We start from the raw sequence: 24750 nt of genomic DNA, 5'->3' as shown, positions 1-24750 counted from the left end.
CCGGCCGCGGCGGCGACCGTCCGCGCGGCGGCCCGGGCGGCAAGCCCGGCCCGCGCCGCTAGGCGCCTGCGCCCGGCGCTGCGCCGGGCCGCATCCACCGCCCGATGGTGCGGTACAGCGCGTCCACGTCGATGGGCTTGGCCACGTGGTCGTTCATGCCGGCGGCCAGGGCGTCGGCGCGGTCGATGGCGCGGGCGCTGGCGGTCATCGCGATCACCGGCAGGTCGCGCCACTGCGGTTGCGCGCGCAGCGCGCGGGTGGCCTCGAAGCCGTCCATCACCGGCATCTGGCAATCCATCAGCACGCCGTCGAAGCGGCCCTCTTCCAGGCAGCGCAGCGCATCGCGGCCGTTGACGGCCACGGTGGTCTGGATGCCGGCCACGCGCAGCAGCTCCTGCGCCAGTTCCTGGTTGATGTCGTTGTCCTCCACCAGCAGCACCCGCAGGCCGCTGAGGTCGGGCGGATGCGCTGGCGCGGCCGGCGCGGCGGCAGGAGCCGGCAGCAGCCCGGCGCTGGCGAAGGGCAGCACGAACGCGAAGCGGCTGCCCTCGCCGGGCTGGCTGCTCACCTCGATCTGGCCGCCCATCAGCTGCACCAGCCGCTGAGAGATGGCCAGGCCCAGCCCGGTGCCGCCATAGCGCCGCGAGGTGGAGCCATCGGCCTGGCTGAAGGGCTTGAACAGCTGGGCCATCTGCTCCGCCGTCATGCCGATGCCGGTGTCCTGCACCACGAAGCGCAGCCGCGCGCCCTGGGCGTCGGGCGGGGCAGCGCTGTCGATGTGGCACAGCACCTCGCCCTGCTCGGTGAACTTCACCGCGTTGTTGCACAGGTTGATGAGCACCTGCCCCAGCCGCAGCGGGTCGCCCACCAGGTGGGCCGGCACGCCGGGCGCCTGCTGGAAGCGCAGCGCCAGGCCTTTCTGCGCAGCGCGCACGGCGACGATGTCCTGCACGTGGCTCACCACGTCGGCCAGCGAGAAGACGATGCGCTCGATCTCCACCCGCCCCGCTTCCACCTTGGAGAAGTCGAGGATGTCGTCCACCAGCGCCAGCAGCAGCGTGGCCGAGGTCTCGATCTTCTGCACGTAGTTGCGCTGGCGCGGGTCCAGCCCGCTGTGCAGCGCCAGGTAGGCCATGCCCAGCACCGCATTCATCGGCGTGCGGATCTCATGGCTCATGTTGGCCAGGAATGCGGTCTTGGCGCGGTTGGCGGCGTCGGCGGCTTCCATCGCCGTCTGCAGCGCGGCGGTGCGCTGGGCCACGCGCTGCTCCAGTTCCGCATTCAGCGCGCGCAGCTGCTCGTAGACCCAGGCGTTCTCCAGCGAGATGGCGGCCTGCACCGCCAGCTGGTGCAGCACGCCCAGCCGCTCGCGGGTGAACAGCCGGGGCACGCTGCGGTGCTCCAAATACAGCACGCCCACCAGCGTGGCCTGGCGCTGCACCGGCAGGCACAGCGCCGAGGCGGGCCGCTGCGCCAGCAGGTAGGGATCGCGCTCGAAGGCATGCGGGGCCTGGCTCTCGCCGAGCAACACCGTCTCGCGGCTGCGCTGCACGAAGGCCAGCAGCGATTGCGGCAGCCGCTGCCCGCCGCCGTCGTCGGGATGCAGCTGCACGTCCACGTCGTGCAGCCGCACCTGCGCGGTGGCGGCCAGCACCAGCGGCGCCTGCGCATCGCGGCCTTCCACCAGCAGCAGCGCGCCCGACTGCGCACCGGCCTGCTCGATGACCAGCCGCATCAGCGTGCCCATCAGTTCGTCGCGCGTGATGCGGCTGGACAGCGCCTGCGTGGCCTTGACCAGGGCCAGCGTGTCCAACGCCAGCGGCCGGGCCGCGCCGTCGTCAGCCGGCTGGCCGCGGGGCCGCAGCGGCGTGCCGGCCGCGGCGCGCAGCGCGGGCGCATCCAGCCGCCGTACCTTGGCCCAGGCCTGCCACCGCTCGCAGGCGTCGGCGGCCGCCTGGCGATGGGCCGGGGCGGCGGTGGCCAGGCCCAGGCTCTCGCACAGCCGCGCCGCACGTTCATGGGCCATCGCCTCCAGGTGCAGGAAGCCCTGGCCGCGCGCCTGGGCGGCCGCGGCCTCGAAGCCGGCCAGCGCCGGCAGGGGCCGGCCGGCCAGGCGGTCGGTCTCGGCCTGCAGCAGCCGGTGCCAGCCGGCATGGCTGTCAGGGTTGTCGCGTGCCCAGCCGGCCAGCCGGTTGGTGGCGGCCTGCAGCTGGTCCAGTTCGCCCGCGGTGGCGGTGCTGCGGTCGCCGGCCAGGGCCAGCGCGCCGTAGACCAGGTGCAGGTGCTCCAGCAGCGTGCCTTGCACCGCCGGCAGCAGCGGCCGCGCACGTTCGGCCTCCTGCCGGGCGGCCGACAGGTCGCCCAGCACGGTGTGCACCATCAGCTGCCGCAGCGCGCGGAAGGCGATGCCCAGCGTGGAGCCGCCGGCGCAGGCCTGGGCCGGCGCGGCAGGTGGCAGCGCCAGCGTCGCCGCGGCCCCGGCGCCGGGACCCGGGGCGGGCGGCACCGTGGCAGGGTCGGCGGTGGGCCCGGGCGGCAGCTCGCCGCGCAGGCGCAGCGCGGCATCGCGGCAGCTGGCCAGGTCGTCGGCCAGGTCCGGGAACTGCGCCCGCTGCACCAGCGGCAGGTATTCCTGCGCCTGGGCCAGCACCTCCTCCAGCGGCCGGCCGGCGAACATCAGCGCGGTGACCAGGTGACCGCAGGCGAAGCAGGTGGTGGCCAGGTCGCCTTCGGCCCGCGCGGCGGACAGCGCCAGCCGCAGCCGGCGCACCACCTCGGGCCATGGCCGGCTCCACATGGCGGTGAGGCTGCGCCAGAAGCCGATGCGGCCGTGGTCGCCGCCGCCCACCGCCGCATCCGCCATGGCCTGGGCCAGCTCGCCGAAGGCATCGCCGGCGGCCGTCTCGCCCAGGTGGCCGGCCAGCATCCAGCCGAAGTAGGCCAGGCAGGGCGCGGCGGCGCGCGCCTGGCCGTGGGTGATCAGCAGGCCCACCAGGCGGATCTGCAGCAGCGCCAGTAGGTTCTTGTCCATGAACACCATCAGGCGCAGCGCGCCGTCGATGCCGCGCAGGATGACCAGCGCATCCGGGTCCATCATCTGCGGCAGGGCCTGCAGGCCGGCGATGCCGGTGGCCTTGAGCCGCTGCTGCAGCGCGGCCCATTCCTCGTGCACCTGCGCCAGCCCGGGCCGGCGCGGCAGCGGCATGCCCAGCTCGCCCAGGCTGGTGCAGGCCAGCTCCTGCGCCTCCTCATAGCGGCCACGGGCCAGGCAGACCTCGATCAGCACCTGGTGGGCGTCCAGCCGCTCGATGGCCGGCCGCGGCCGGGCCAGCACCAGGCGCGCCAGGCGCTCGGCCTCGTTCAGGCCCTGGCGCTGTGCCTCGCAGCGGGCCAGCAGCCGCAGCAGCGCGCTGGCCAGCGCCGGTTGCTGCTGCCAGGCCTGCTCGGGCAGCAGGCCGATGCCGGCGCGCAGGTAGGCGGTGGCAGCCACGTAGGCGGTGGCGGCATAGGCGCGGGCGCCGGCCTGCAGGTTCAGCCGCGCCACCGACAGCCGCTCGGCCTCGTCGGCCAGCGCCGGCAGCGCATGGTTGAAGTGGGTGACGATGGCGTACAGCCGGTCGTCGCCTTCCACCAGGCCCTGGGCGGCGGCGTCGGCCATCAGGCAGCGGGCGATGTGCAGGTGGGCGGCGGGGCGGTCGGCGGCGGGCGTGAGTTCGTGCGCGGCCTCCTGCGCCCGGTCGTGCAGGAAGCGCCAGTGCGGCTGGCCGCGCGCCACCAGGCCGGCCTGCAGCGCCGGCCACAGCGCGGCCTCGGCGGCCGCCTCCGGCTGGCCGGCCACCCGCGCCAGCATGCCGATGGGGAAGGGGCTTCCCAGCATCGCGGCCAGGGCCAGCAACGCGCGGGTGTCGCCGGGCAGGCGGCGCAGCCGCGCCAGCATGAGGCCCACCACGTTCTCGGTGAAGCCACGCTGGGCGATGCGCTCCATGTCGCCATGCCAGTGGCCGGCGGCGGTGTCGAAGGCGAGCAGCCCGTCCTGGTGCAGCGAGGTGAGGAACTGGCCGACGAAATGCGGATTGCCGGCGGTGCGCTCGTACACCAGCGTGCCCAGCGCCTGGCCCTCGGCGTCCTGCCGGTGCAGCGCGGCGCAGACGATGCGGGTGACCTCGCCGCGGTTGAGCGATTGCAGCGGAAGCACCGTGACCGGCACGTTGCGGCGGGCGAAGGCGGCCTGGGCGGCGGCCGCGCTGGCGGCGCCCTGCGGTCCGATCTGCCGGCTGGCGCCCACCACCAGCAGGTGGCGCGCATCGGGTGCGTCGCACAGCGCGGCCAGCAGTTGCAGGCTGCCCAGGTCCAGCCAGTGCAGGTCGTCGAAGAACAGCACCAGCGGCCGCTCGGCCGAGGCCAGCATGGCGACGAAGCGCTGCAGCGCGTTCTGCAGCCGGCGGGCGGCCTGCTCGGCCGGCCGCTCGGGCGCCGAAGGCAGCGGCGCGAGCACCCAGCGCAGCGCCGGCACCAGCTCGGCCACGGCGGCGGCGTCGCTGCCCAGGGCGTCGGACAGGCGCTGGCGCCACTGCGCCAGCTGCTCCGCCGGGCCGGCCAGCATCTGCTGCACGATGGGCCCCAGCGCCATGCCGAAGGCCGCATGCGGGATGCCGCGCAGGTAGGGGTCGAGCTTGGCCACGCAGAAGGCGCCGCCTTCCAGTGCCACGGCCGACCGCAACTCGGCCACCAGGCTGCTCTTGCCCACGCCCGCTTCGCCGGTGACCAGCACCACCTCCCGCGTGGCACCGGTGGCCACGCGGTGGAAGGCGGCCAGCAGCGCATTGCGCTCGGCCTCGCGGCCGACCAGCGCCTCGGGCAGCTCGAAGCGGTCGGACACGTCGGCGCGGCCCAGCGGCAGCGGGTCGTCGGCGCGGCCCTCCAGCCAGGCGGCCTGGCACAGCTGCAGGTCGGCGCGCAGGCCGGCGGCGGTCTGGTAGCGGCGCTCGGGCAGCTTGGCCAGCAATTTCATCACCAGCAGCGCCAGCGGATGCGGCAGACCGGGCACCACGGCGTCGGGCGAGCGCGGCTCGCGCGCCAGGTGGCAGTGCACCCACTCCAGCGCATCGCCTGCCTGGAACGGCAGCCGGCCGGTGAGCAGCTGGTACAGCATCACGCCCAGCGAATAGAGGTCGCTGCGGCTGTCCACCGTGCGGTTCATGCGGCCGGTCTGCTCGGGCGACACATAGGGCAGCAGCGAAGCCGGCAGCGTGGTGACGGCGCTGTCCGGATAGTCGCGCGACAGCCGCACCGCGCGCGAGAAGTCCAGCAGCCACACCTGGCCGCCCTCGCCCACCAGCACCCGCCCGGGATGCAGGCCGCCGTGGATTACGCGCTGGCGGTGCAGGTCGGCCAGCGCGCCGGCCAGGCCCAGCGCCACCGGGAAGAACTGCGCCAGGGCGCAGGGCTGCTGGTCGGCGATGAGATCGGCCAGCGGGCGGCCGCCGGCGTCCTGCAGCACCAGCACCGGCGCCGCATCGTCGCCCAGGCAGGCCAGCGGCCGCGGCACATGCGGGCCCTGCAGGCCCAGCATCAGCGCATGTTCGTCGCGCAGCCGGGCAGCGGCCTCGGCACTGGCGGCGTCGGGGCGCAGCACCTTCAGCAGCACCGTCTGCGCCGCCACGCCCGGCGCCCGGCCGCGAAACACGCGCGTGGCATCACTTTCGTTCAGCTTCTCGGCGGTGGTGTATTGAGATGTCATCGCGGTGCGTCTGTGCGTGATGCGGCGGGGGCAGGAATCCGGCACAAGCACGAGGTGTACCCCAGTTGTAGGGATAGAAAGAATAAAAGTGGTACAAGTCCGCTCCTGCATGGTGAGTATTTGCCATTTACTGGAGCGAGCGATGCCCGTGTTTCCCCGCCTCCGCCACCTGCCCGCTGCCTGGGCGCTGTGCCTGGTCGTTGCGCTGCCGGCCGCCGCCGCAGCCGATGCGCCGCCGCCGTGCCATGCCAGCGGCGGCCCGCCGGCGCGCGGTGCACCGCTGCTGGTGGGCGCCATCGCCGGCAAGACGGGCCCTGACGACTTCAGCTCCGCCGCCGCGGCCGCGCGGGCCTACTTCCAGTGCGTGAACGAGCACGGCGGCATCCACGGCCGGCCGGTGCACTACCTGGTGGAAGACGACAAGTGGAACCCCGAGGTGGCCGCCCAGGCCGGTGCCCGGCTGGTGAAGGACCGCGGCGTGCTGGCGCTGGTGGGCAACGGCAGCGTGGTGGAGATGCGTGTCAACGCCAAGCTGTACGAGCAGGAGGGCGCGGTGGTCATCGCTTCCGCCTGCGCGGTGCAGGAGTGCTTCGAGTCGCGCAACATCGTGTCGACCAATGCCGGGCCGCTGCCCAGCAACCTGGGCGCGGTGCAGTGGGCGGTGCGCACGCTGGGCACCCGCTCGGTGGCCTGCATCAGCATCAACACGCCAGGCGGCGGCAGCTGGACCTGCGATGCCGTCAACCGGTGGCTGGCCGGCCAGGGGCTCAAGGGCACGTCGGTGCTGTTCGACGCCGGCAGCGCCGACTTCACCTCGGTGCTGCTGCAGGCGATGGCCACCGGCGCCGACACCCTGCTGGTGAACCTGCCCGCCGGCCTGGCCGTGCCCATCCTGAAGGCCGCCGAGGAGCAGGACCTGCGCGACCAGCGCCGCTGGATCGCGCCCACGCCGCTGTACGACCTGAAGATTCCCGCCGCGCTGGGCCCCTATTGGGCCGGCAAGCTGCATGTGCATGCCGAGCTGACGCGGCTGGACAGCGACGGCCCCGATGCCCGCCGCTGGCGGGCCGTGACCGACCGCTGGGGCCGCAGCGATGCGGTGGCCACCCACCGGCGCGACACCTTCTCGCAGGCCGGCTTCGTCTCGGCCGACATCTTCACCCACACCCTGCTGCGCATGGATCCGCGCGACCTGCACCGTGCCGGCGTCACCCGCGCGTTGCGCGCGGTGCGCGACTGGCGCACCGACCTGCTGTGCCGGCCCTGGTACTTCGGCGAAGGCGACCGCCACCTGCCCAACCATGCCGGGCTGATGCTGCAGTACACCGGCAGCGGTTTCCGCACGGTGCAGGACTGCTTCGATGCCGAGTCCGACTACCTGGCGCCGATCAAGGCGCTGGAGCGGCAGCAGGGCATCGGGCGCCGCTAGCCGCGCGCCGCGCAGCGTCATGGCCGGCCTGCTGCTGATGTCCGGCCTGGCGGTGGGCGCGGTGTATGCCATGGCCGCCGTGGGCCTGGTGCTGCTGTACCGCACCACCGGCGTGCTCAACCTGGCGCAGGGCGCCATCGGCGCCATGGCCGCGATGCTGGCCTGGCAGCTCTCCACCCCCGGCGCGGTGGGCGCCGGTGCCGCGCTGCTGGCACTGCTCGTGGCCACCGGGCTGAGCCTGCTGTATGGCCAGGCCGTGGCACCGCACCTGGCCCGGCATGAGCCGGCACTGCAGGCGGTGGGCACGCTGGGCCTGGCGCTGGTGCTGCTGGGCGCGGCCGGCTGGGCCTGGCCGCAGGCGCCGCGGCGGCTGCTGCTGCCCACCGATGCACTGGCGGTGCAGGTGCTGGGCCTGCGCCTGACCGGCACCCGGCTGCTGGCGCTGGCGGTGGCGCTGCTGGCCGCCGCCGGCGTGGGGCTGCTGCTGCGCACCAGCCGCATTGGCCTGGCGATGCGCGCGCTGGCCGACCACCGCGCCCATGCACTGCTGCTGGGCCTGCCGGTGCGCCGCGCCGAGGCCTGGGCCTGGGGCCTGAGCGGCCTGCTCTGCGGCCTGGCCGGGCTGGGCCTGGGCAGCCTGGTGCGGCTGGATGCGGCCGTGCTCACCTTCCTGGTGATCCCGGCGCTGGCGGCGGCGCTGATCGGCCGGCTGCGCTCGCTGCGGCTGACGGTGGCGGCCGGCCTGCTCATCGGCGTGGTGGAGGCGCTGCTGACGCTGTGGCCGGCGGCGGTGCCCTTCCGCGCGGCCACGCCCTTCGTGCTGGCGCTGGCCGCGGTGGCCTGGCAGCTGCGGCCGCACGGCGCGGGGCGGCGGCGGATGGCCCATGGCTGACGCCCGCCGCCTGGCCTGGCTGCCGCGGCTGCTGCTGCCGGCCGCGGCCATCGTGCTGCTGCCGGCGCTGCTGGGCGGCTACTGGCTCAAGGCATGGCTGGCCGCGGTGATCTACGCGCTGGCGGCCAGCGGCGTGGCGCTGCTGCAGGCCCGGCTGGGCCTGGTGCACCTCGGGCAGGTGGCCTTGATGGGCGCGGGCGGCTGGGTGTGCCTGCGGCTGTGGCATGCCACCGGCTGGCCGTTCGAGGCCTGCCTGCTGGCGGCCACGCTGGCCGCCGCCGCCGCCGGCCTGCTCGTCGGCCTGCCGGCGCTGTGGCTGCGCGGGCTGGCGGTCTCGCTCACCACGCTGATGGCGGCCGGCGCCTTCGCGGTGGCCGTCACCGCGCTGCAGTTTCCCAATGGCGGGGCGGGCGGCCTGGCGGGCTACGGCTTCGGCACCGTGCCGATGGCGCGGCCTGCGCTGGCGCCGGACGATGCGGCGCTGCTGCGCTATGCAGCGCTGGGGCTGTGGGCCTGCCTGGCGCTGCAGCAGGCCCTGCTGCGCGGTGCCAGCGGCCGCGCCTGGGCGTTGATGCGGCAGAGCGAAGCCGCCGCCCGCATGGCCGGCGTGGCGGTGGGCCCGCGCAAGCTGCAGGCCCTGGCGCTGGCCGGTGCGGTGGCCGGCATGGCGGGCAGCCTGCTGGCAGCGATGCTGGGCACGCTGGATCCGCGCAGCTTCGCCGCCAGCGAAAGCATCGTGCTGCTGGCGGTGGCGCTGATCGGCGGCACCCAGTCGCCGCTGGGCATCCTGCTGGCCGGCCTGCTGCACCGGGTGCTGCCGGCGCTGCTGGACACCGCCGGCCTGGATGCGCAGCTGGCCACGCTGCTCTTCGGCCTGGGCCTCATGCACGCACTGGCCACCGCACCGGGCGGCCTGGCCGGCCAGTGGGCACACGCCTGGCAAAGGCTCCGGGCACGGCGGGCGCCTCCGCCATGATCACGCTGCAGCAGGTGGGCGTGCGTTTCGGCGGCCTGGTGGCGCTGGACGGCTTGTGCCTCAGCCTGAGCGCCCCGGCGGTGGGCGTGATCGGGCCCAACGGCGCCGGCAAGAGCACGCTGCTGGATGCGCTGTGCGGCCTGGTGCCGCTGCAGCCCGGTGGCCGGCTGAGCCTGCACGGCGAGCGCTTCGAGGCCTGGCCGCCCCACCGGCGGGCGCGGGCGGGGGTGCGCCGCTGCTTCCAGGCGGTGCAGCTGGCGCCCGAGCGCAGCGTGGCCGACAACGTGGCGGTGATGCTGGACGCGCTGCCCATGCCAGCAGCCGGCCGAGCCGCGGCGCTGCAGGCGGCCCTGGCGTTCACCGGACTCTCGCGCCTGCAGCACCAGGCCTGCGGCTCGCTGGGCCCCTTCCAGCGCCGCTGCGTGGAGCTGGCGCGGGCGCTGGCCGGCACGCCGCGGCTGCTGCTGCTGGACGAACCCGCCGCCGGGCTGGACGCCGCGGAACGCGAGGCGCTGTGCGGGCTGCTCGCCCGCATTCCCGGCGAGACGGGCGCGCAGCTGCTGCTGGTGGACCACGACATCGACCTCGTCGCCCGCTGCTGCCGGCAGCTGCTGGTGCTGGAAGCTGGCCGTGTGCTGGCCCTGGGCGACACGGCGCAGGTGCTGGCCTCGCCCACCGTGCGGGCAGCCTGCCTGGGCGAGGTGCCGCCGCCATGATGGAAGCCCGTGGCGTGGTGGCCGGCCGCGGCCCCGGCACTGCCGCCCGCGCGCCGCTGCATTTCCAGCTGGCGCCGGGGCGCATCAGCCTGCTGCTGGGGCCCAACGGCAGTGGCAAGAGCAGCCTGCTGCTGGCGCTGGCCGGGCTGCTGCCGCTGCAGCAGGGCACGCTGTGGCTGGACGGCCGCCGCATCGACGGCCTGCCACCCGAGCGGCGGCGCGCGCTGGGCCTGGCGCTGGTGCCTGAAGGCCCAGCGGTGCTGCCCGGCCTGACGGTGCAGGACAACCTGCGCGCGGGCGGCAGCGGGCTGCGCCGTGCCGCGCTGCAGGCTGCCGTGGAACGCATGCTGCAGCGCTTTCCGGAGCTGCGGCCCTGCCTGGGCCAGGCTGCGGGCACGTTGTCCGGCGGCCAGTGCAAGCTGCTGGCACTGGCCCAGGCCCTGGTGGGCGGGCCGCGCTACCTGCTGCTGGATGAACCGATGCTGGCGCTGGCGCCGCCCGTGGTGCAGCGGCTGCGCGGGCTGCTGCCGCTGCTGCGCGAGGAAGGCATCGGCCTGCTGCTGGCCGAGCCGCCGCCCGCGCCGGCGCTGCGGGCGCTGGCGGACGACCTGCTGCCGCTGCCGCCGGCGGGCGGGCGCTGAGGCGGGGGGCGACGCTTCAGGCGCCGATGCGGAAGCCGCCGATCACCTGCGCCAGGTGGCGCGCCTGGTCCTTCAGGCTCTCGGCAGCGGCGGCCGACTCTTCCACCAGCGCCGCGTTCTGCTGCGTCATCTGGTCGACTTCCGCCACCGCGGCATTGATCTCGCCAATGCCCTCGCCCTGCTGCGACGTGCCGGCGGTGATCTGCTGCACGATCTGGCTCACCTGCTGCACGCTGGCCAGGATGCGGGTCATCGACTCGCCGGCCTCGCCCACCAGCCGGCCGCCCTGCTCCACCCGCTGCGTGCTGTCCTGGATCAGGCCCTTGATCTCGCGCGCCGCCTCCGCACAGCGGCGGGCCAGCAGCCGCACCTCGGCCGCCACCACCGCGAAGCCCTTGCCCTGCTCGCCGGCGCGGGCGGCTTCCACCGCGGCATTCAGCGCCAGGATGTTGGTCTGGAAGGCGATGGCGTCGATGACGGCGGTGATGTCGGCGATCTTGCCGGAGCTGGCACGGATCTCGTCCATCGTGGCGATCACCTGGCCCACCACCTCGCCGCCGCGGCCGGCCAGTTCGGCCGAGCCGTTGGCCACCTGGGTGCCGCTGGCGGCATGGCCTTCGCTGCGCCGCACCAACTGCGTCATCTGCTCCATCGACGAGGCGGTCTGCTGCAGGTTGCTGGCGGTCAGCTCGGTGCGGCTGCTCAGGTCCTGCGCGCCCATGGCGATCTCGCGCGAGGCATGGGCGATGGACTCGGCGCTGTTGCGCACCTCGCGCATCACCTGCTCGATACGGCCGACGAAGCTGTTGAATGCGGTGGCAATGGCCGCGATCTCGTCGCGGCCCCGGGCCGGCAGCCGCTGGGTGAGGTCGCCGGTACCGGAGCCGATCTGCAGCATGGCCGCATGCACCGTGCGCAGGCCGCCCAGCAGCGCATTGATCGACACGGTGGCCGTGGCCGCGGCCGCACCGCCCACCAGCAGCAGCGCCGCGCCCAGGCTGAGCAGCAGCGCGTCCAGCCGGGCCAGTGCCTCGCCGCGCTGGGCGGCGGTGACCATCAGCCAGTCGGTGCCCGGCACCGGCGCGGCCTTCAGCAGATAGCTGCCCTGGCCCATGCGCACCGCCGCCGGCGGCAGCGCCGTGTCGTGCAGCGTGCGCAGCAGCTCGGGCGTGAGTTCGGGCGACAGCTCCAGCGCCGGCTTCAGGATGGCACCCGGCTGCGGATGCGCCAGCACCCGGCCCTGGCTGTCCAGCAGGAACACATGGCCGCTGGGCGTGGGATGGATGTTGGCCAGGCCGGCCACCACGTTGTCGATGGTGACGTCGGTGCCCACCACCGCCGTCACCTGCGCGCCGCTGCGCACGGCCTGGGCGAAGGTGACGACCAGCTTCTTGGACGAGGCCGCCAGGTACGGCGCGGTCAGCACCGGCCCGGGGCTGTCCTGGGCCAGCCGGTACCACGGGCGGGCGGTGGGGTCGTAGTCGGCTGCGCGCTGTCGGCGCGGCACCGACAGCATGCGCTTGTCAGCATGGCCCACGTAGGCCAGCTCCAGCTCGCCGGCGGTGAGCGCCTGCTGCAGCGCGGCGTCGGGCTCGGCCAGCAGGGCGGCGGGCTGCAGCGCGGCCACCAGCCGCTTGTTGGCGGCCACCCAGTCGCCCAGCTTGGCCGCCTCGGACTGCGCGATGCGGCCCAGCTGCAGCTGCATGTCCTCCAGCATGGAGGCGCGGGTGAAGCGGTAGCTGATGAAGCCGACGATGGCGATCGCGGCGACCACGATCAGCAGGCTGGTGGCGATCAGGCGGAAGCGGACGGTGGAGAACATGGGGACATCGCGACGGCGTTCGCCGCGCTGGTTACTTTTCACTTTTTGCATATCGGTCGAATGCAGCAGACGTTGAGCGCCACCGCCATATCCACCGCATATGGCTGACCGCTGCGCCGGATATTTGACGTATGTGCACCGCCCTCTGAACATGCCCGTCAGAACAACCTGACGGAGACAAGCATGGGTGCACGACATTGGAAGGGCCTGCTGGCGGCGGCTGCGCTGGCCGCGGCGGGATGCAACAGCGACGGCCATGGCGACGATGCCTTTGGGCGCGAGGCGGCCCCGGTGGCGGCCAGCTGCCCGGAGGCGGTGCCCAGCACCGCCCGCTGCCTGTCCGGCCGCGACTCGGCCGGCGCCTACTACCTGATCGCGATGCCGGCGCAGTGGAACGGCCACCTGGTGCTGCATGCCCACGGCGGCCCCAGCCTGGAGGCCCCCACGCCCGAACGCGCGGTGGAAGACCTGACCCGCTGGGCGGTGATGGTGAAGGCCGGCTATGCGTGGGCCGGCTCCACTTTCCGCCAGGGCGGCGTGGAGGTGCGCGACGCGGCCGAGGACACCGAGCGCCTGCGCCGCATCTTCCGCGAGCATGTGGCCCAGCCCCAGCGCACCGTGCTGCACGGCCAGTCCTGGGGCGCAGGCGTGGCCGCCAAGGCCGCCGAGACCTACACCGCCGCCAGCGTGGGCAGCACGCCGTACGACGCGGTGCTGCTGACCAGCGGCGTGCTGGCCGGCGGCACCCGCTCCTACGACTTCCGGCTCGACCTGCGGGTGGTGTACCAGTACCTGTGCAACAACCACCCGCGGCCCACCGAGCCGGCCTACCCGCTGAACATCGGCCTGCCGGCCGATTCGACGATGACGCAGGCCGACCTGAATGCCCGCACCGCCGAATGCCTGGGCCTGGACAAGCCCGCCGCGCAGCGCACGCCGGAGCAGCAGCGCAAGGTGCAGACCATCGCCAGCGTCATCCGCATTCCGGCCAGCGCCATCCAGTCGCACCTGAACTGGGGCACCTTCCACTTCCGCGACGTGGTGAGCCTGCGCACCGGCGGCGCCAGCCCCTTTGGCAACACCGGCGTGCAGTACACCGGCTCCGAGGACGATGCGGCGTTGAACGCGGGCGTGCTGCGCTACCGCGCCGATCCGCAGGCCGTGACCCGCTTCGCCGAGGACACCGATCCCACCGGCCGCATCCCGGTGCCGGTGCTCAGCACCAAGTGGATCGACGATCCCACCGCCTTCGTGGAGCTGGACGCCTACTTCGCGCAGGTGATGGCGCAGGGCGGCAGCGCCGACCGGCTGGTGCAGACCTTCACCACCCGCGGCACCCACAGCTACATCAGCGACCCCACCTATCCCACGCTGATGGATGCGCTGCTGGCCTGGGTGGAACAAGGCAGCAAGCCCACGCCGGCCAGCGTGGCGCAGCAGTGTCCCGCGCTGGAGGCCACCTTCGGCGCCGGCTGCAGCTTTGCGCCCGACTACCGGCCCGCCGCCCTGGACACCCGCGTGCCGCCCCGCACGCGGCCCTGAACCGGCTCAGCGCGCCGGCCGCTGCACCGGCGCATGCCGGTCCAGCAGCGCGGCCACCCAGTCGATGAACACCCGCAGCTTGGCGCTCACATGCCGGTTGGGCGCGAAGGCCAGGTACAGCGGCATCGGCTCGAAGCGCCAGTCGGTGAACAGCGGCCGCAGTTCGCCGCCGGCCAGGTGGGCGCGCGCCATGTACTCGGGCAGCCACAGCACGCCCAGTCCGGCCAGGCCGGCGGCCAGGTAGGCATTGCCGTCGTCCACCGCCAGCAGGTGGCGGCCCTGCACCTCCACCTGCTCCGCGCCGCGCCGCATGCGCAGCGGCAGCACCCGGCCGCTGCGCTTCCACAGGAAGCCCACCACCTGGTGCGGTGCCGATGCCAGCGCCTGCGGATGGCCGGGCGTGCCATGCCGCTCCAGGTAGGCCGGCGCGGCATAGCAGCCCAGCGGCAGGTCGGCCACGTGGCGGGCGATCAGGCCGCTGTCGGGCAGGGTGCCGCCGCGCAGCACGCAGTCCACATGCTCGCCGATCACGTCCACCACGCGGTCGCTCACGCCCAGGTGCAGCTGGATGTCGGGATGGCGGGCATGGAAGTCCGGCAGTGCCGGCACCAGCAGCAGGCGCGCCAGCGGGCTGGGCACGTCCACCCGCAGCAGGCCGCGTGGCGAGGCCGCGCCGGCCGACAGGCTGGTCTCGGCATCGTCCATGTCGGCCAGCAGCCGCAGCACCCGCTCGTAGTACGCGGCGCCCTCGGCCGTCACCTGCACCTGGCGGGTGGTGCGGTGGAGCAGCTTGACCCGCAGCCGCGCCTCCAGCTGCTGCACCAGCTGCGTGACGGTGGCGCGGCTGAGCTGCAGCGAGTGGGCCGCCTGGGTGAAGCTGCCGGACTCCACCACCCGGGCAAAGGCCTGCATCGCATCGAATCTGTCCATCTCGGGGGGCACTCCAGCCGGCCGCCGCGGGGCCGGCACGGGCGGCATTGTGGGTGCGCGCGCGACGGCCGGGTTTCAGTGCGCCGGGCGGCGGCCGATATGGTGTGCTGCGCACCTCCCGGGGGGCCGTGCCAGACCACCACCATGAGGACGCCGCCGATGAACGAGCCCACGTTTCTTGCCGCCAAGGTACTGCTGCTGGAGCACGATCCGGCGCATTACGCCAGCCTGCTGGAGTGCTGCGAGTCGCTGGGGCTGATCACCGTGCCGCGCGCGGCCGCCGACGCGCTGGAGGCGCTGTCGCAGCACAAGGACCTGGGCGGCGTGCTGCTGGCCGAGGACCTGCCCTGCGACCACCCCGACAGCCTGCGCCTGGCCATCGCGCTGCACCGCCAGCGGCCGGAGCTGCCCATCTTCCTGCGCCGCACCAGCACGCGGGTGCTCAACGAGGACGAGGCGCGGGCGGTGACCCACCCCTGGCCCAGCGGCGACGTGGCCACGCTGCGCGATCACATCAACCACAGCCTGTTCGGCATGCGCTACCCCACCCCGCTGGTGGACGGCGTGATCGAGCTGAGCTGCAACGCCATCCGCTCGATGTTCCCGAATGCCGAGGTGGTGGCCGAGCCGCCTTACGTGGTGCACGACCGCATCATCTACGGCCAGGTGTCCACCCTCATCGCGCTGGAAAGCACCTGGTGCCGCGGCTACATGATGCTGCAGACCGAGGAAGGCGCGCTGCGCCAGGGCATGGCCCAGGGCATGGGGTTCGAGGGCGTGGGCGGCGACCTGGGTTTCCGCGAGCTGAACAACCTGCTGGGCGAGACCACCAACCTGGTGTGGGGCGCGTTCAAGAACCGCTACATACCGCCCGAGGCCTTCGCCAACCAGCAGACGCAGGTGCCCATCGTCATCAACCACGAGCAGAAGTACATCTCGTTCGGCTCGCAGGACCCGCAGCTGTGCATCCGCTACCTGCTGACCGACCCGCGCCGGCCGCGCCAGCCGCCGGTGACCATCGTGCAGCGCTTCATCTTCAACCTGCTGTTCGTGCCCGAGGCCTTCATCGAGTTCTCGGCCAGCGCCGGCTCGGCCAGCACGGGCGAGCTCGAGTTCTTCTGATCCGGAGTTTGTTCGCATGGCCCAGATCCTGGTGGTCGACGACTCGAGCACGATGCGCGAGATCGTGTCCGGCTATCTCACCCACAACGGCTTCGAGGTGGCGGTGGCCAACGACGGCCGCGACGGCCTGAAGCTGCTGCAGGAGGATGCCGGCATCAAGCTGGTGGTCAGCGACATCAACATGCCCAACATGGACGGCCTGACCATGGCCGAGAAGATCCGCACCGAGCTGGGCAACACCGCGGTGCGCATCGTGATGCTGACCACCGAGGACAACGCCGGCATGCGCGCCCGCGGCAAGGAGATCGGCATCACCGGCTGGATCGTCAAGCCCTTCCGCGGCGAGGCGGTGCTCGGGCCGTTCAGGAAGCTCTGCGGGATGTGAACAAGGCGGCAGCGCCGGCCCTCAAGGCGCATCCGCCGCGGCCGCGCGCGCGAAGTCCACGAAGGCCCTCAGGGCGGCGGACAGGAAGCGCTGCCGCGGGTAGTAGAGGTACGGCGGGCCGATGCCCGGCGACCAGCCTTCCAGCACCCGCACCAGCTGCCCCGCAGCCAGTTCGCGCTCCACGTACTTCTCGTGCACGTAGGCCAGGCCCGCGCCGGCCACCGCCGCATTGACCGCCACCTGCGCGTCATTGACCACCAGGCGGGGCTCGGCGATCTCGGGCGCGAGGTGGCGTCGCTGGAAGTCCCATGGCTGCAGGCCGCCCGCCGGAAACCGACGCCGGATGCAATCGTGTCCCGCCAGGTCGCGCGGCGACTTCGGCATCGGCCGGCGCGAGAAGTACGCCGGCGATCCCACCACGGCGTAGCGCTGCGGCGCACCAATGCGCACCGCCACCATGTCCTGCTGCAGGTCCTTGTCGATGCGCACGCCGGCATCGAAGCCGTCGCGCACGATGTCGGCCTTGGCCGCGTCGGCGGTGATCTCGATGGACACGCCCGGATGCTGCGCCAGGAAGCGGGCCGCCAGGGCCGCCAGCAGGAACTGCGCGACCGGCGCGGGCGCATTGATGCGCAGCGAGCCCAGGGGCGAGCCGCGGTGCGCGTTGAGCTCCTCCACCGCCTTCTGGATCATCGCCAGGCCCGGCTCCAGCTGCGCGAGCAGGGCCAGCCCGGCGGCAGTGGGCGTCACGCTGCGCGTGGTGCGGGTGAGCAGGGCGACGCCCAACTGGTCTTCCAGCCGGCGGATGGTCTGGCTGATCAGCGAGACCGACACGTCGCGCTGCGTGGCCACGGCACGGAAGCTCCGATGCCTGGCGACGGCCGCGAACACGTCCAGGTCGGGCAGCACGGATCGGGTCATTGTTAAGCCTGGTTGAACGCCCCGTGCACGATTATCCATCTGGTGCCGACGGCCACCGCTGCCTACGATCCGCTCGAACAACCGGGGCCCGACACCATGAGCAACCACCACCGCCAACTCCGCAGCCTCACCCTGGCCGCAGCCGCCCTCCTGGGCTTGGCCGCCCATGCGCAGCCCGTGCCCCGCTGGGAGGCGGCCGCGCCGGCCGGCGTGGCCCGGCAGGAGCTGTATCCGGAGGTGCTGGACGGCAAGCTGTACGTGGCCGGCGGCCTGCTCAGCCCCAACACCGGCTATTCGGCGCACTTCGAGGCCTGGGACCCGGCCCGGCGCCGCTGGACGCGGCTGGCCACCCTGCCCGAGGCCCGGCACCACATCGCGCTGGCCGCGGCCGACGGGCGGCTGTGGGGCATCGGCGGATTCAGCGGCGGCTTTCCCAACTGGCGTGCACAGGCCAGCGTGCACTGGTACGCACCCGATGCGGACCGCTGGCACCCAGGGCCCGGCTTGACGCAGCCGCGTGCGGAAGGCATTGCGGCGGCCGTGCAGGGCAAGATCTATCTCGTCGGCGGGCGGGTGCCGGCATTCGCCGGTGCCAGCCACTTCAATGACCATGAGGACACCGTGCTGGCCGAGGTGCTCGACCCCGCCACCGGACGCTGGAGCCGGCTGCCCGATGCGCCGACGGCACGCAACAGCGCCGCCTCCGCGGTGATCGACAGCCGCATCTACGTCGTCGGCGGCCGCAGCGCGCAAAAGCAGGCCGATGGCACGCTGCGCCAGGTCAACGTCGCCACGCTGGAAGTGTTCGATCCCGCCAGCAACACCTGGACCACCCGCAGGCCGATGCCGCAGGCACGCGGCGGACTGGCCGCGGCCGCCTACCGGGGCAAGCTCTACGTGTTCGGCGGCGAGCAATGGGTGCCCGAGCAGCAGGTGTTTGCCGACGCCTGGGTCTACGACCCTGCGGCGGACCGCTGGGATGCACTGCCGCCCATGCCCACGGCCCGCCACGGCCTGGGCGCCGCCACGCTCGGCAACCGCATCCACCTGGTAGGCGGCGGCCTGCGCGTGGGTGGCAACGCCGCCAGCGACGTGCACGAGGTGCTGGTGCTCGACGACAGGCCGTGAGCCCGCGCGGCCGATGTCATGCCGTCAGGCCGAAGTCCGCCGCCAGGCCCGGCGCGGGATGGTGGAAGCGCAGCGGACCGTCCGGCTCGCCGCGCAGGAACTGCCGCGTCTCGGGGTCGGTGCCGGCCATCAGCTGTGCCGGCGTGCCCTGCGCCACGATGCGGCCGTGCCGGGCCAGCAGCACCACCCGGTCGCTGATCGCCATGCACTGGGCCACGTCGTGGCTCACCACCAGGGAGGTGGCCCCGGTGGCATCGTTCAGCCGGCGGATCAGCTGGGCCGTCACGCCGATGCTGATGGGGTCCAGGCCGGCGAACGGTTCGTCGTACAGGATCAGCTCCGGGTCCAGCGCGATGGCGCGGGCCAGGGCCACGCGGCGGGCCATGCCGCCGGACAGCTGGCCGATGCGCAGCCCCACGGCGCCGCGCAGGCCCACCGCCTGCAGCTTCATCAGCACCAGGTCGCGCACCGCGGCCTCGGGCAGCGAGGTGTGCTCCCGCAACGGGAAGGCGACGTTCTCGTAGACCGTCAGGTCGGTGAACAGGGCGCCGAACTGGAACAGCATGCCCATGCGGCGGCGCAGCGCGTAGAGCCGGCGCCGATGCCGGGGATCGAGCACCTCGCCGTCGATCAGCACGCGGCCGGCGTCTGCCGCCTGCAGGCCGCCGACCAGCCGCATCAGCGTGGTCTTGCCGCAGCCGGAGCCACCCAGGATGGTGGTGACCTGCCCGCGGGGAAACCGCAGCGACAGGTCCGACAGCACGCGCGCGGTGGTGTCGTAGCCGAAGCTCACGCGGTCGAGCTCCACGAAGGCCTCGGGCTTCGGGCCCGTGGCGCGGCGGCTCAACTCGCGCACGGGCGCTGCGCGGCCTGGGCGGACAGCAGCCCGATGCGGCGTTGCGCCTCGCTCGAGGCGGCGCCCGCATCGGCATAGCGCGCGGCCACCACGAAGGGCAGCACCGCATGCCACGACTCGCTCTTGGCCTGTTCGGCGGCCGCCCGGGTGGCCTGCGCGGCGGCCACCTCGCGGGCCAGCTCCTCGCAGGACAAGGCGGGGAACTGCGCTTCGGCCACGCTGCTCCTGGGTATCTGCGCGCAGGCCATCACCAGCGTGGGGCCGGTCAGCAGGGTGGCGATGCGCAGGGCGAGGGTCTTGGAGGGGAACTGCATGGGAGGCTCTCGTCGGGGGTGGAAGAAGCTGTGCATGGCGGGCTGGCGCGGCGCTCAGCGCGCGGGCTGCGGCAGCGGGATGCCGGTGCGGGTGGGCGTGAAGCTGGCGGTTCGCGATCCGTCCGGCCTTCCGGCCGCAGGGAAGGTGCATGCGGTCAGGCGTTCGGAGTCCGCCCACAGCCTGGCCGCGACGTCCCGGTCCAGCGCCTGCGGCGGAATCTCCACCTGCGTGGCCGCGCCGCGCAGTTCGCGCCAGCCGTCGGGGCCGATGTAGGTCCCGCCTTCCATGCCCGGCGAGGTGGCGGCCATCAGGCTGGGCCATGCGCCCTGTGCCGCCGGCTGGAACAGGAACCACAGGCCGCGGCGCGCCAGGCCGGGCAGGCTCCAGCGGCCGGCCCCGTTGGGCAGCAGCTCGGTGCGGGCCACGCCCGGGTGGGCGGCCAGGCTGCGCAGGCCCCAGCCGGCGGCGTCGCTGCGGCGCTGCAGCTCCAGCGCAAACATCAGGCAGGCCAGCTTCGACTGGCTGTACACCGCCATCGGCTGGTAGTGCCGCTGCGCATGCAGGTTGTCGAAGTCGATGCGCCCGCGCTGCGCGGCGATGCTGGACAGCGTGACCACGCGGGCGCCTGCGGCCTGGCGCAGCAGGGGCAGCAGCCGGGCCGTCAAGGCGAAGTGGCCGAGGTGGTTGGTGCCCAGTTGAAGCTCGAAGCCGTCGGCGGTCAGCTGCCGGGTCGGCGGTGCCATCACGCCAGCGTTGTTGATCAACAGGTCCAGCGTGGTCCCGCTGCCGGCCAGCGCCTCGCTGAACCGCCGGATGGAGGCCAGGCTGGCCAGGTCCAGCTCACGGAATGCCACCCGGGCATCGGGCACTTCGCGCTGGATGCGCCGCACCGACGCCGCGCCCTTGGCCGCATCGCGCCCGGCCAGCACGACCTGCGCGCCGGCCCGGGCCAGCGCCAGCGCCGCTTCCAGGCCGAGGCCTCCGGTGCCGGTGATGACCGCGGTGCGGCCGTGTTGAGGTGGAATGTGGGGGGCGGTCGGTTGCGGCATGGTGCGGGCGCTTCGTCCAAGCGGTGTGTTGCGGTCGAAGGCCATGTTCCAGCCGCCTTCATTACCGCCGACTTACCCGCCGACAGACCCGCCCACCGCCATGGACGCAGCGCTGGAAAGAAGCCCGTAATTCATGCAGGCCCAGACTGGCCGGCCGCCATCCGCAGGAGTCATTGCCTTGCATCACCCAGCACCGTTCGACCAGGCCAGGCCCCGTGCCGCGCCTGCCCGCCGCGCATGAGCCGCATCGCCATGGTGGAGGACCACGCGCGCCTGGCCACGCTGGTACGCCAGGCGCTGCAGGCCGCGGGCATCGCCTCCGACGTGTTCGCTTCCCTGGCCGAGGCCTGGGGCGCGGCGCAGCGCCTGGACTACGTGGCCTGGGTGATCGACCGCGGCCTGCCGGATGGCGACGGGCTGGAGCTGGTGCGGCGCATGCGCGGCGCCGGCATGCGGGCGCCCTGCCTGATGCTGACCGCGCGCGACGCGCTGCACGACCGGGTCGACGGGCTGGACTCCGGTGCCGACGACTACCTGACCAAGCCCTTCCCGATGGAGGAGCTGGTGGCGCGCGTTCGGGCGCTGATGCGCCGGCCGGCGGCCATGCTGGAGAACGCGCCAGCCCATGGCGACCTGCGCATCGACGTCGACAGCGGCCGCCTGTGCCGCGACCATGAATCGGTATCGCTCGCACCGGCCGAGCTGCAGATCATGACGGCCTTGCTGCGCCATGCCGGCCGCCCGCTGCGGCGCAGTGCGCTGGAGCTGGCGGCATGGGGCCTGGCCGAGGCGGTCACGCCGAATGCACTGGATGTGGCGCTGCACCGCCTGCGTCGCAAGCTGCTGGCCATCGGCTCCGCGCAGCACATCGAGAACATCCGCAACTATGGCTATGCCCTCCGCGATGAACCACCGATGCCTTAGCCTGCTGGGCCGCCTGCGGCTGTTCTTCCTGCTCGGCATGGCCGGCAGTGCGCTGCTGGTGGTGCTGCTGGTCACGCTGCTGGGCGATGCCTGGTCGCGCACGCTGCTGGCGCAGAAGGCGGAGCTGTTCGCCGAACGGCTGTCCGAGCACCTGCGCTTCGATGCCGAGGGCCAGGCCGTGGGCTTCGATGCCCAGGTGATCGAGCCCTGGATCCTCACCAGCCTGGCCACCGAGATGCAGGTGCGCATCGTCGACGAGGACGGACGCGTGCTGTACACGAATGGCGAAGCCCGGCCGCTGGGCAGCGCGCCGCAGTTCCGGCTGCCGCCGCAGGAGTCGGTGGGCATCGAACACGCCGGCGTGGCCATGCACCTGGCCACGCGGACCCTCGACGCCCGGGGCAGGCGGCTGGCGGTGCAGGTCGCGGCGAGCGAGCGGTTCGTCGGCCTGCTGCGCGAGTCCTTCGGGGCGCCGGGCATGCGCCGCGGCGTGCTGGCGATGTCCGCCACCTTCCTGGTGGTCTTCCTCGTCTCGTTCCAATGGCTGCTGCGCCGCAGCCTGCGGCCGCTGCATGCGGCCTCGGCAGCGGCGCAGCGCATCTCGCCCAGCGCGCTGGCCGAGCGGCTGGACGCCACGGCGCAGCCGGCCGAGATCCGGCCGCTGGTGGAGGCCTTCAACCAGGCGCTGGACCGCCTGCAGCAGGGCTTCGAGGCGCAGCAGCACTTCCTGGCCAGCGCGGCGCATGAGCTGAAGACGCCGCTGGCGCTGATCCGCGCGCAGGTGGAACTGGGCCGCCGGGACGAGGCGCAGGCCCCGCTGCTGGCCGACATCGACCGCATGGGGCGCCAGGTGCAGCAGCTGCTGTTGCTGGCCGAGACCAGCGAACCGCTGAACTACCAGGTGGCGGCCATCGATCCGCGCCCCATCCTGGCCGAGGTGTGCGACGTAATGAACCGCGTCGCCGGCCGTCGTGCGGTGCAGGTGGAGCTGCATGCCGACCCGGGCCTGCACAGCTGGACGGCGGACCGCGGTGCGCTGTTCACGCTGCTGAAGAACCTGCTGGAGAACGCCATCCAGCACACCCGGGAAGGCAGCGCGGTGAAGCTGCTGGCCGGCAAGGGCGGCTTCCGCGTCACCGACCAGGGGCCGGGCATCGCCGCCCACGACCTGCCTCGCATCTTCGACCGCTTCTGGCGCGGGGCCGACCGGCGCGACGAAGGCGCGGGCCTCGGCCTGTCGATCTGCGCCGCCATCGCCGAGGCGCACGGATGGCGCATCGTTCCCCGGCCGCTGGAGGTCGGGCTGTGCATGGATGTGCGCATGGCGGCCGATGAGGCATCCCCGGCCGCCCTGGCCGTGACCGGCGCCGGCGGGAGGCAGCCATGAACGGGCGGCCATGGCGCGGCCTCGCCGGGCTGCTGGTCCTGGGCCTGCTGGGCGGCTGCGCCAGCGACGCGGGCCCTGGCCTGCAGACCGTGCACGACAGTTTTGCGGCCTACGAGGCCGACACCCTGCGCCGGGTGGCGGCGCGGCGGGGCGCCCAGGCACCGGACGCCTTGCAGGAGGCGCGGCTCAACGCGCCCCGCGAGTGGCGGCCGGTCGGTCGCCCGACGAGAGGCGGCGTGCTGCTGGTGCATGGCCTGGGCGACTCGCCCTGGTCCTTCCACGACCTGGGGCCGGAGCTGGCACGGCAGGGCTTCCTGGCGCGCAGCGTGCTGCTGCCGGGGCATGGCACCGTGCCCGAGGACATGCTGGAGGTGACGCTGGAAGACTGGCGCCGCACGGTGGCCGAGCAGGCCGAGCTGCTGCGGCGGGACGCCGGCGCGGTCTACCTGGGCGGCTTTTCCACCGGGGCCAACCTGGTGCTGGACCATGCCTACGCCGATCCCCGCGTGGCCGGCCTGCTGCTGTTCTCACCGGCTTTCCGCGCTTCCGTGCCCTTCGGCTGGGTGACCCCGCTGCTGCGTCATGTGCGGCCGTGGCTGGTGGCGCCAACGGCTGCGGCCGAGTCCATTCCCGTGCGCTACTCGGTGGTGCCCACCAACGGCTTCGCCCAGTTCCACCGCAGCAGCCAGCGGGCCCAGCGGCACCTGGGCTCGGGGAGCTTCGACAAGCCGGTGCTGATGGTGCTGGCCGCCAGCGACTCGGTCGTGGACACCGCCCACGCCGTGGAGGCCTTCCGCACGCGCTTCCCGCACCCGGACGCCCGGCTGGTCTGGTATGGCATGCCACCACCCTCGCAGGGCGACACGCGGATGCTCGTGCAGCCGGATGCATTGCCGGCATGGCGCATCAGCCAGTTCTCGCACATGGGCGTGCTGTTCGCGCCGGACAACCCGCTGTATGGCCGCGAAGGGCGCCTGCGGCTGTGCCGCAACGGACATGATGCGCAGGCCACGCAGGCCTGCCTGCGCGGCGGCGAGCTGTGGTTCTCGGAATGGGGTTACCGCGAACCGGGCAAGGTGCACGCCCGGCTCACCTTCAACCCGTACTTCGACTGGCAGGCAGGCGTGATGGCGGGCGTGCTGGATGCCGGGCTGCCGCCCTGAGGCAGCTCAACCGCGCCGGCGCAGCTTCCAGCCCAGCAGGCCCATGCCCAGCAGCGCCATCGCCCAGGTCGACGGCTCGGGCACCGGCGACAGGTTGAAGTTGGCGATGCCGTCGATCTGCTGGCGGCTCAGGCCCTGCAGCCAGGGCGACGCCTGCAGCTGCTGGCCGGTGGCCAGCGCCAGGTCCAGGTCGGCAGCGGTGGGGCCGTTCACCTCGCTGGCCAGGAAGGCGTAGTTCAGCAGGCTCAGGCTCTGGCCCGGCGCCAGGCTCACCTCGAAGCGCACGTTGTAGCGGTCGGGCGTGATGGCGGCCTGGCCCAGGCCGTTGTTGCCCGACACCAGCGCCAGCACCGGGTCGCTGCCGCAGGCGCCGAAGCCATCGTCCTCGCAGCTGACGACCAGGCCGGCCGACACATGGCTGACCAGCTCGTCGCCATCGGAACCCAGGTTGCCGAAGAAGTTGAGCGTGGTGCTGACGGTGCTGCTGCCGGTGTTGGTGAAGGTGTCGAAGAAGCGGAACACATTGCCCGCCAGCAGCTCCACCTGGCGCTGCTGGCCCAGGCTGCCGACGCCGGCGTTGTAGAAGCCGAAGGCATCGAAGGCGCCGTTGCCGCCGTCCACCACCTGGCCCAGCGCCTGGTTGAACAGCGGCGTGAAGCCGCCGGCACCGGTGTAGCTGCTGCCGTAGCCGTTGCCGTCGAACACGCCGGCGCCGGCCTGGAACTGCTGCGCCTGCGCGGCCAGCGGAAGCAGCGCGGCGACCACGGCTGCGCTCAGGAAATTCTTGAAGGACATGAACAAAAGCTCCACGA

The 24750-nt window shown here is 73.3% G+C and carries 20 protein-coding genes; 12 read left to right on the top strand and 8 right to left on the bottom strand.

Annotation, left to right across the window (positions count from 1 at the left end; translation table 11 throughout):
• Positions 1-58: 58 nt before the first annotated feature.
• Positions 59-5740 (bottom strand): AAA family ATPase, encoded by a 5682-nt coding sequence (locus tag VO99_RS31945; RefSeq protein WP_046116318.1) that lies wholly within the window; start codon positions 5738-5740, stop codon positions 59-61.
• Positions 5741-5882: 142 nt separating this feature from the next.
• Here VO99_RS31945 and VO99_RS28480 point away from each other — a divergent pair, with 142 nt between their 5' ends.
• From VO99_RS28480 to VO99_RS28460, 5 genes are read left to right on the top strand one after another with little or no spacing between them, the layout of a single operon-like run.
• Positions 5883-7169, top strand: a complete 1287-nt coding sequence (locus VO99_RS28480; protein WP_046116317.1) for an ABC transporter substrate-binding protein — start codon at positions 5883-5885, stop codon at positions 7167-7169.
• A gap of 19 nt (positions 7170-7188) precedes the next feature.
• Positions 7189-8061: a branched-chain amino acid ABC transporter permease gene (locus tag VO99_RS28475; RefSeq protein WP_046116316.1), complete on the top strand. Its 873-nt coding sequence runs from the start codon at positions 7189-7191 to the stop codon at positions 8059-8061.
• Positions 8054-9037: a branched-chain amino acid ABC transporter permease gene (locus VO99_RS28470; protein WP_046116315.1), complete on the top strand. Its 984-nt coding sequence runs from the start codon at positions 8054-8056 to the stop codon at positions 9035-9037. Before VO99_RS28475 ends, VO99_RS28470 begins: the two co-directional genes overlap by 8 nt.
• Entirely contained in the window at positions 9034-9753 is a 720-nt protein-coding gene (locus VO99_RS28465; protein ID WP_046116314.1) for an ABC transporter ATP-binding protein, read from the top strand. The genes VO99_RS28470 and VO99_RS28465 overlap by 4 nt, the downstream gene beginning before the upstream one ends.
• Positions 9750-10394, top strand: a complete 645-nt coding sequence (locus tag VO99_RS28460) for an ATP-binding cassette domain-containing protein (protein WP_083441031.1) — start codon at positions 9750-9752, stop codon at positions 10392-10394. Before VO99_RS28465 ends, VO99_RS28460 begins: the two co-directional genes overlap by 4 nt.
• A gap of 16 nt (positions 10395-10410) precedes the next feature.
• Here the strand turns inward: VO99_RS28460 and VO99_RS28455 are convergent, their stop codons facing one another.
• Positions 10411-12216, bottom strand: coding sequence for a methyl-accepting chemotaxis protein (locus tag VO99_RS28455; protein WP_046116313.1), 1806 nt, complete (start codon positions 12214-12216; stop codon positions 10411-10413).
• 183 nt (positions 12217-12399) lie between these two features.
• On the opposite strand from VO99_RS28455, the gene VO99_RS28450 reads away from it, so the two are divergent.
• Complete coding sequence (locus VO99_RS28450) at positions 12400-13758, top strand: alpha/beta hydrolase (RefSeq protein ID WP_232315632.1); 1359 nt, start codon at positions 12400-12402, stop codon at positions 13756-13758.
• Between the two features lie 6 nt (positions 13759-13764).
• Here VO99_RS28450 and VO99_RS28445 read toward each other — a convergent pair whose 3' ends face one another.
• Positions 13765-14688 carry a LysR family transcriptional regulator gene (locus tag VO99_RS28445; protein WP_046116312.1) on the bottom strand — a complete coding sequence of 308 codons (924 nt, stop codon included), beginning with the start codon at positions 14686-14688 and terminating at the stop codon, positions 13765-13767.
• Positions 14689-14847: 159 nt separating this feature from the next.
• Here VO99_RS28445 and VO99_RS28440 point away from each other — a divergent pair, with 159 nt between their 5' ends.
• Both VO99_RS28440 and VO99_RS28435 read left to right on the top strand, forming a co-directional pair.
• The gene (locus VO99_RS28440; RefSeq protein WP_046116311.1) at positions 14848-15810 is read left to right on the top strand and encodes a chemotaxis protein CheX; all 963 of its coding nucleotides are present in this window, start codon (positions 14848-14850) and stop codon (positions 15808-15810) included.
• Positions 15811-15826: 16 nt separating this feature from the next.
• On the top strand, positions 15827-16195 hold the full coding sequence (locus tag VO99_RS28435) for a response regulator (RefSeq protein ID WP_046116310.1): 369 nt from the start codon (positions 15827-15829) through the stop codon (positions 16193-16195).
• Between the two features lie 21 nt (positions 16196-16216).
• On the opposite strand, the gene VO99_RS28430 is transcribed toward VO99_RS28435, so the two are convergent.
• A complete protein-coding gene (locus VO99_RS28430) occupies positions 16217-17116 on the bottom strand; it encodes a LysR family transcriptional regulator (RefSeq protein WP_046116309.1) in 900 nt (299 codons plus the stop codon).
• A 96-nt stretch (positions 17117-17212) separates the two neighbouring features.
• Between VO99_RS28430 and VO99_RS28425 the strand changes: the two genes are divergently transcribed.
• On the top strand, positions 17213-18244 hold the full coding sequence (locus VO99_RS28425; protein WP_046116357.1) for a Kelch repeat-containing protein: 1032 nt from the start codon (positions 17213-17215) through the stop codon (positions 18242-18244).
• A gap of 16 nt (positions 18245-18260) precedes the next feature.
• Here VO99_RS28425 and VO99_RS31680 read toward each other — a convergent pair whose 3' ends face one another.
• The 3 genes from VO99_RS31680 to VO99_RS28410 are packed head-to-tail and all read right to left on the bottom strand — an operon-like array spanning position 18261 to position 20464.
• A complete protein-coding gene (locus VO99_RS31680) occupies positions 18261-19091 on the bottom strand; it encodes an ABC transporter ATP-binding protein (RefSeq protein WP_046116356.1) in 831 nt (276 codons plus the stop codon).
• A complete protein-coding gene (locus VO99_RS31675; protein WP_046116308.1) occupies positions 19088-19414 on the bottom strand; it encodes a hypothetical protein in 327 nt (108 codons plus the stop codon). Before VO99_RS31675 ends, VO99_RS31680 begins: the two co-directional genes overlap by 4 nt.
• Before the next feature lie 54 nt (positions 19415-19468).
• Positions 19469-20464: an SDR family oxidoreductase gene (locus VO99_RS28410; protein WP_083441037.1), complete on the bottom strand. Its 996-nt coding sequence runs from the start codon at positions 20462-20464 to the stop codon at positions 19469-19471.
• Positions 20465-20701: 237 nt separating this feature from the next.
• Here VO99_RS28410 and VO99_RS28405 point away from each other — a divergent pair, with 237 nt between their 5' ends.
• The 3 genes from VO99_RS28405 to VO99_RS28395 are packed head-to-tail and all read left to right on the top strand — an operon-like array spanning position 20702 to position 23938.
• Positions 20702-21388 (top strand): response regulator transcription factor, encoded by a 687-nt coding sequence (locus tag VO99_RS28405; RefSeq protein ID WP_046116307.1) that lies wholly within the window; start codon positions 20702-20704, stop codon positions 21386-21388.
• A complete protein-coding gene (locus VO99_RS28400) occupies positions 21369-22775 on the top strand; it encodes a sensor histidine kinase (protein ID WP_052736705.1) in 1407 nt (468 codons plus the stop codon). The genes VO99_RS28405 and VO99_RS28400 overlap by 20 nt, the downstream gene beginning before the upstream one ends.
• Positions 22772-23938, top strand: a complete 1167-nt coding sequence (locus VO99_RS28395) for an alpha/beta hydrolase (protein WP_083441029.1) — start codon at positions 22772-22774, stop codon at positions 23936-23938. Before VO99_RS28400 ends, VO99_RS28395 begins: the two co-directional genes overlap by 4 nt.
• 6 nt (positions 23939-23944) lie before the next feature.
• On the opposite strand, the gene VO99_RS28390 is transcribed toward VO99_RS28395, so the two are convergent.
• Positions 23945-24733: a PEP-CTERM sorting domain-containing protein gene (locus VO99_RS28390; RefSeq protein WP_198157115.1), complete on the bottom strand. Its 789-nt coding sequence runs from the start codon at positions 24731-24733 to the stop codon at positions 23945-23947.
• Between the last annotated feature and the right edge of the window lie 17 nt (positions 24734-24750).

This window comes from Aquincola tertiaricarbonis, from assembly GCF_000969605.1.
Classification (GTDB): Bacteria; Pseudomonadota; Gammaproteobacteria; order Burkholderiales; family Burkholderiaceae_C; genus Aquincola; species Aquincola tertiaricarbonis.
This window is presented reverse-complemented; position numbering and strand designations above follow the sequence as displayed.

Excerpts from the sequence above, each read along its gene's own strand:
- VO99_RS28400 (WP_052736705.1), top strand. The coding sequence starts at position 21,369 with ATGAACCACCGATGCCTTAGCCTGCTGGGCCGCCTGCGGCTGTTCTTC.
- VO99_RS28480 (WP_046116317.1), top strand. The coding sequence starts at position 5,883 with ATGCCCGTGTTTCCCCGCCTCCGCCACCTGCCCGCTGCCTGGGCGCTG.
- VO99_RS28460 (WP_083441031.1), top strand. The coding sequence starts at position 9,750 with ATGATGGAAGCCCGTGGCGTGGTGGCCGGCCGCGGCCCCGGCACTGCC.
- VO99_RS28455 (WP_046116313.1), bottom strand. The coding sequence starts at position 12,216 with ATGTTCTCCACCGTCCGCTTCCGCCTGATCGCCACCAGCCTGCTGATC.
- VO99_RS28425 (WP_046116357.1), top strand. The coding sequence starts at position 17,213 with ATGAGCAACCACCACCGCCAACTCCGCAGCCTCACCCTGGCCGCAGCC.
- VO99_RS31675 (WP_046116308.1), bottom strand. The coding sequence starts at position 19,414 with ATGCAGTTCCCCTCCAAGACCCTCGCCCTGCGCATCGCCACCCTGCTG.
- VO99_RS28450 (WP_232315632.1), top strand. The coding sequence starts at position 12,400 with ATGGGTGCACGACATTGGAAGGGCCTGCTGGCGGCGGCTGCGCTGGCC.
- VO99_RS28465 (WP_046116314.1), top strand. The coding sequence starts at position 9,034 with ATGATCACGCTGCAGCAGGTGGGCGTGCGTTTCGGCGGCCTGGTGGCG.
- VO99_RS28475 (WP_046116316.1), top strand. The coding sequence starts at position 7,189 with ATGGCCGGCCTGCTGCTGATGTCCGGCCTGGCGGTGGGCGCGGTGTAT.
- VO99_RS28470 (WP_046116315.1), top strand. The coding sequence starts at position 8,054 with ATGGCTGACGCCCGCCGCCTGGCCTGGCTGCCGCGGCTGCTGCTGCCG.
- VO99_RS28435 (WP_046116310.1), top strand. The coding sequence starts at position 15,827 with ATGGCCCAGATCCTGGTGGTCGACGACTCGAGCACGATGCGCGAGATC.
- VO99_RS28395 (WP_083441029.1), top strand. The coding sequence starts at position 22,772 with ATGAACGGGCGGCCATGGCGCGGCCTCGCCGGGCTGCTGGTCCTGGGC.
- VO99_RS28405 (WP_046116307.1), top strand. The coding sequence starts at position 20,702 with ATGAGCCGCATCGCCATGGTGGAGGACCACGCGCGCCTGGCCACGCTG.
- VO99_RS28430 (WP_046116309.1), bottom strand. The coding sequence starts at position 17,116 with ATGACCCGATCCGTGCTGCCCGACCTGGACGTGTTCGCGGCCGTCGCC.
- VO99_RS28445 (WP_046116312.1), bottom strand. The coding sequence starts at position 14,688 with ATGGACAGATTCGATGCGATGCAGGCCTTTGCCCGGGTGGTGGAGTCC.
- VO99_RS28410 (WP_083441037.1), bottom strand. The coding sequence starts at position 20,464 with ATGCCGCAACCGACCGCCCCCCACATTCCACCTCAACACGGCCGCACC.
- VO99_RS28440 (WP_046116311.1), top strand. The coding sequence starts at position 14,848 with ATGAACGAGCCCACGTTTCTTGCCGCCAAGGTACTGCTGCTGGAGCAC.
- VO99_RS31945 (WP_046116318.1), bottom strand. The coding sequence starts at position 5,740 with ATGACATCTCAATACACCACCGCCGAGAAGCTGAACGAAAGTGATGCC.
- VO99_RS28390 (WP_198157115.1), bottom strand. The coding sequence starts at position 24,733 with ATGTCCTTCAAGAATTTCCTGAGCGCAGCCGTGGTCGCCGCGCTGCTT.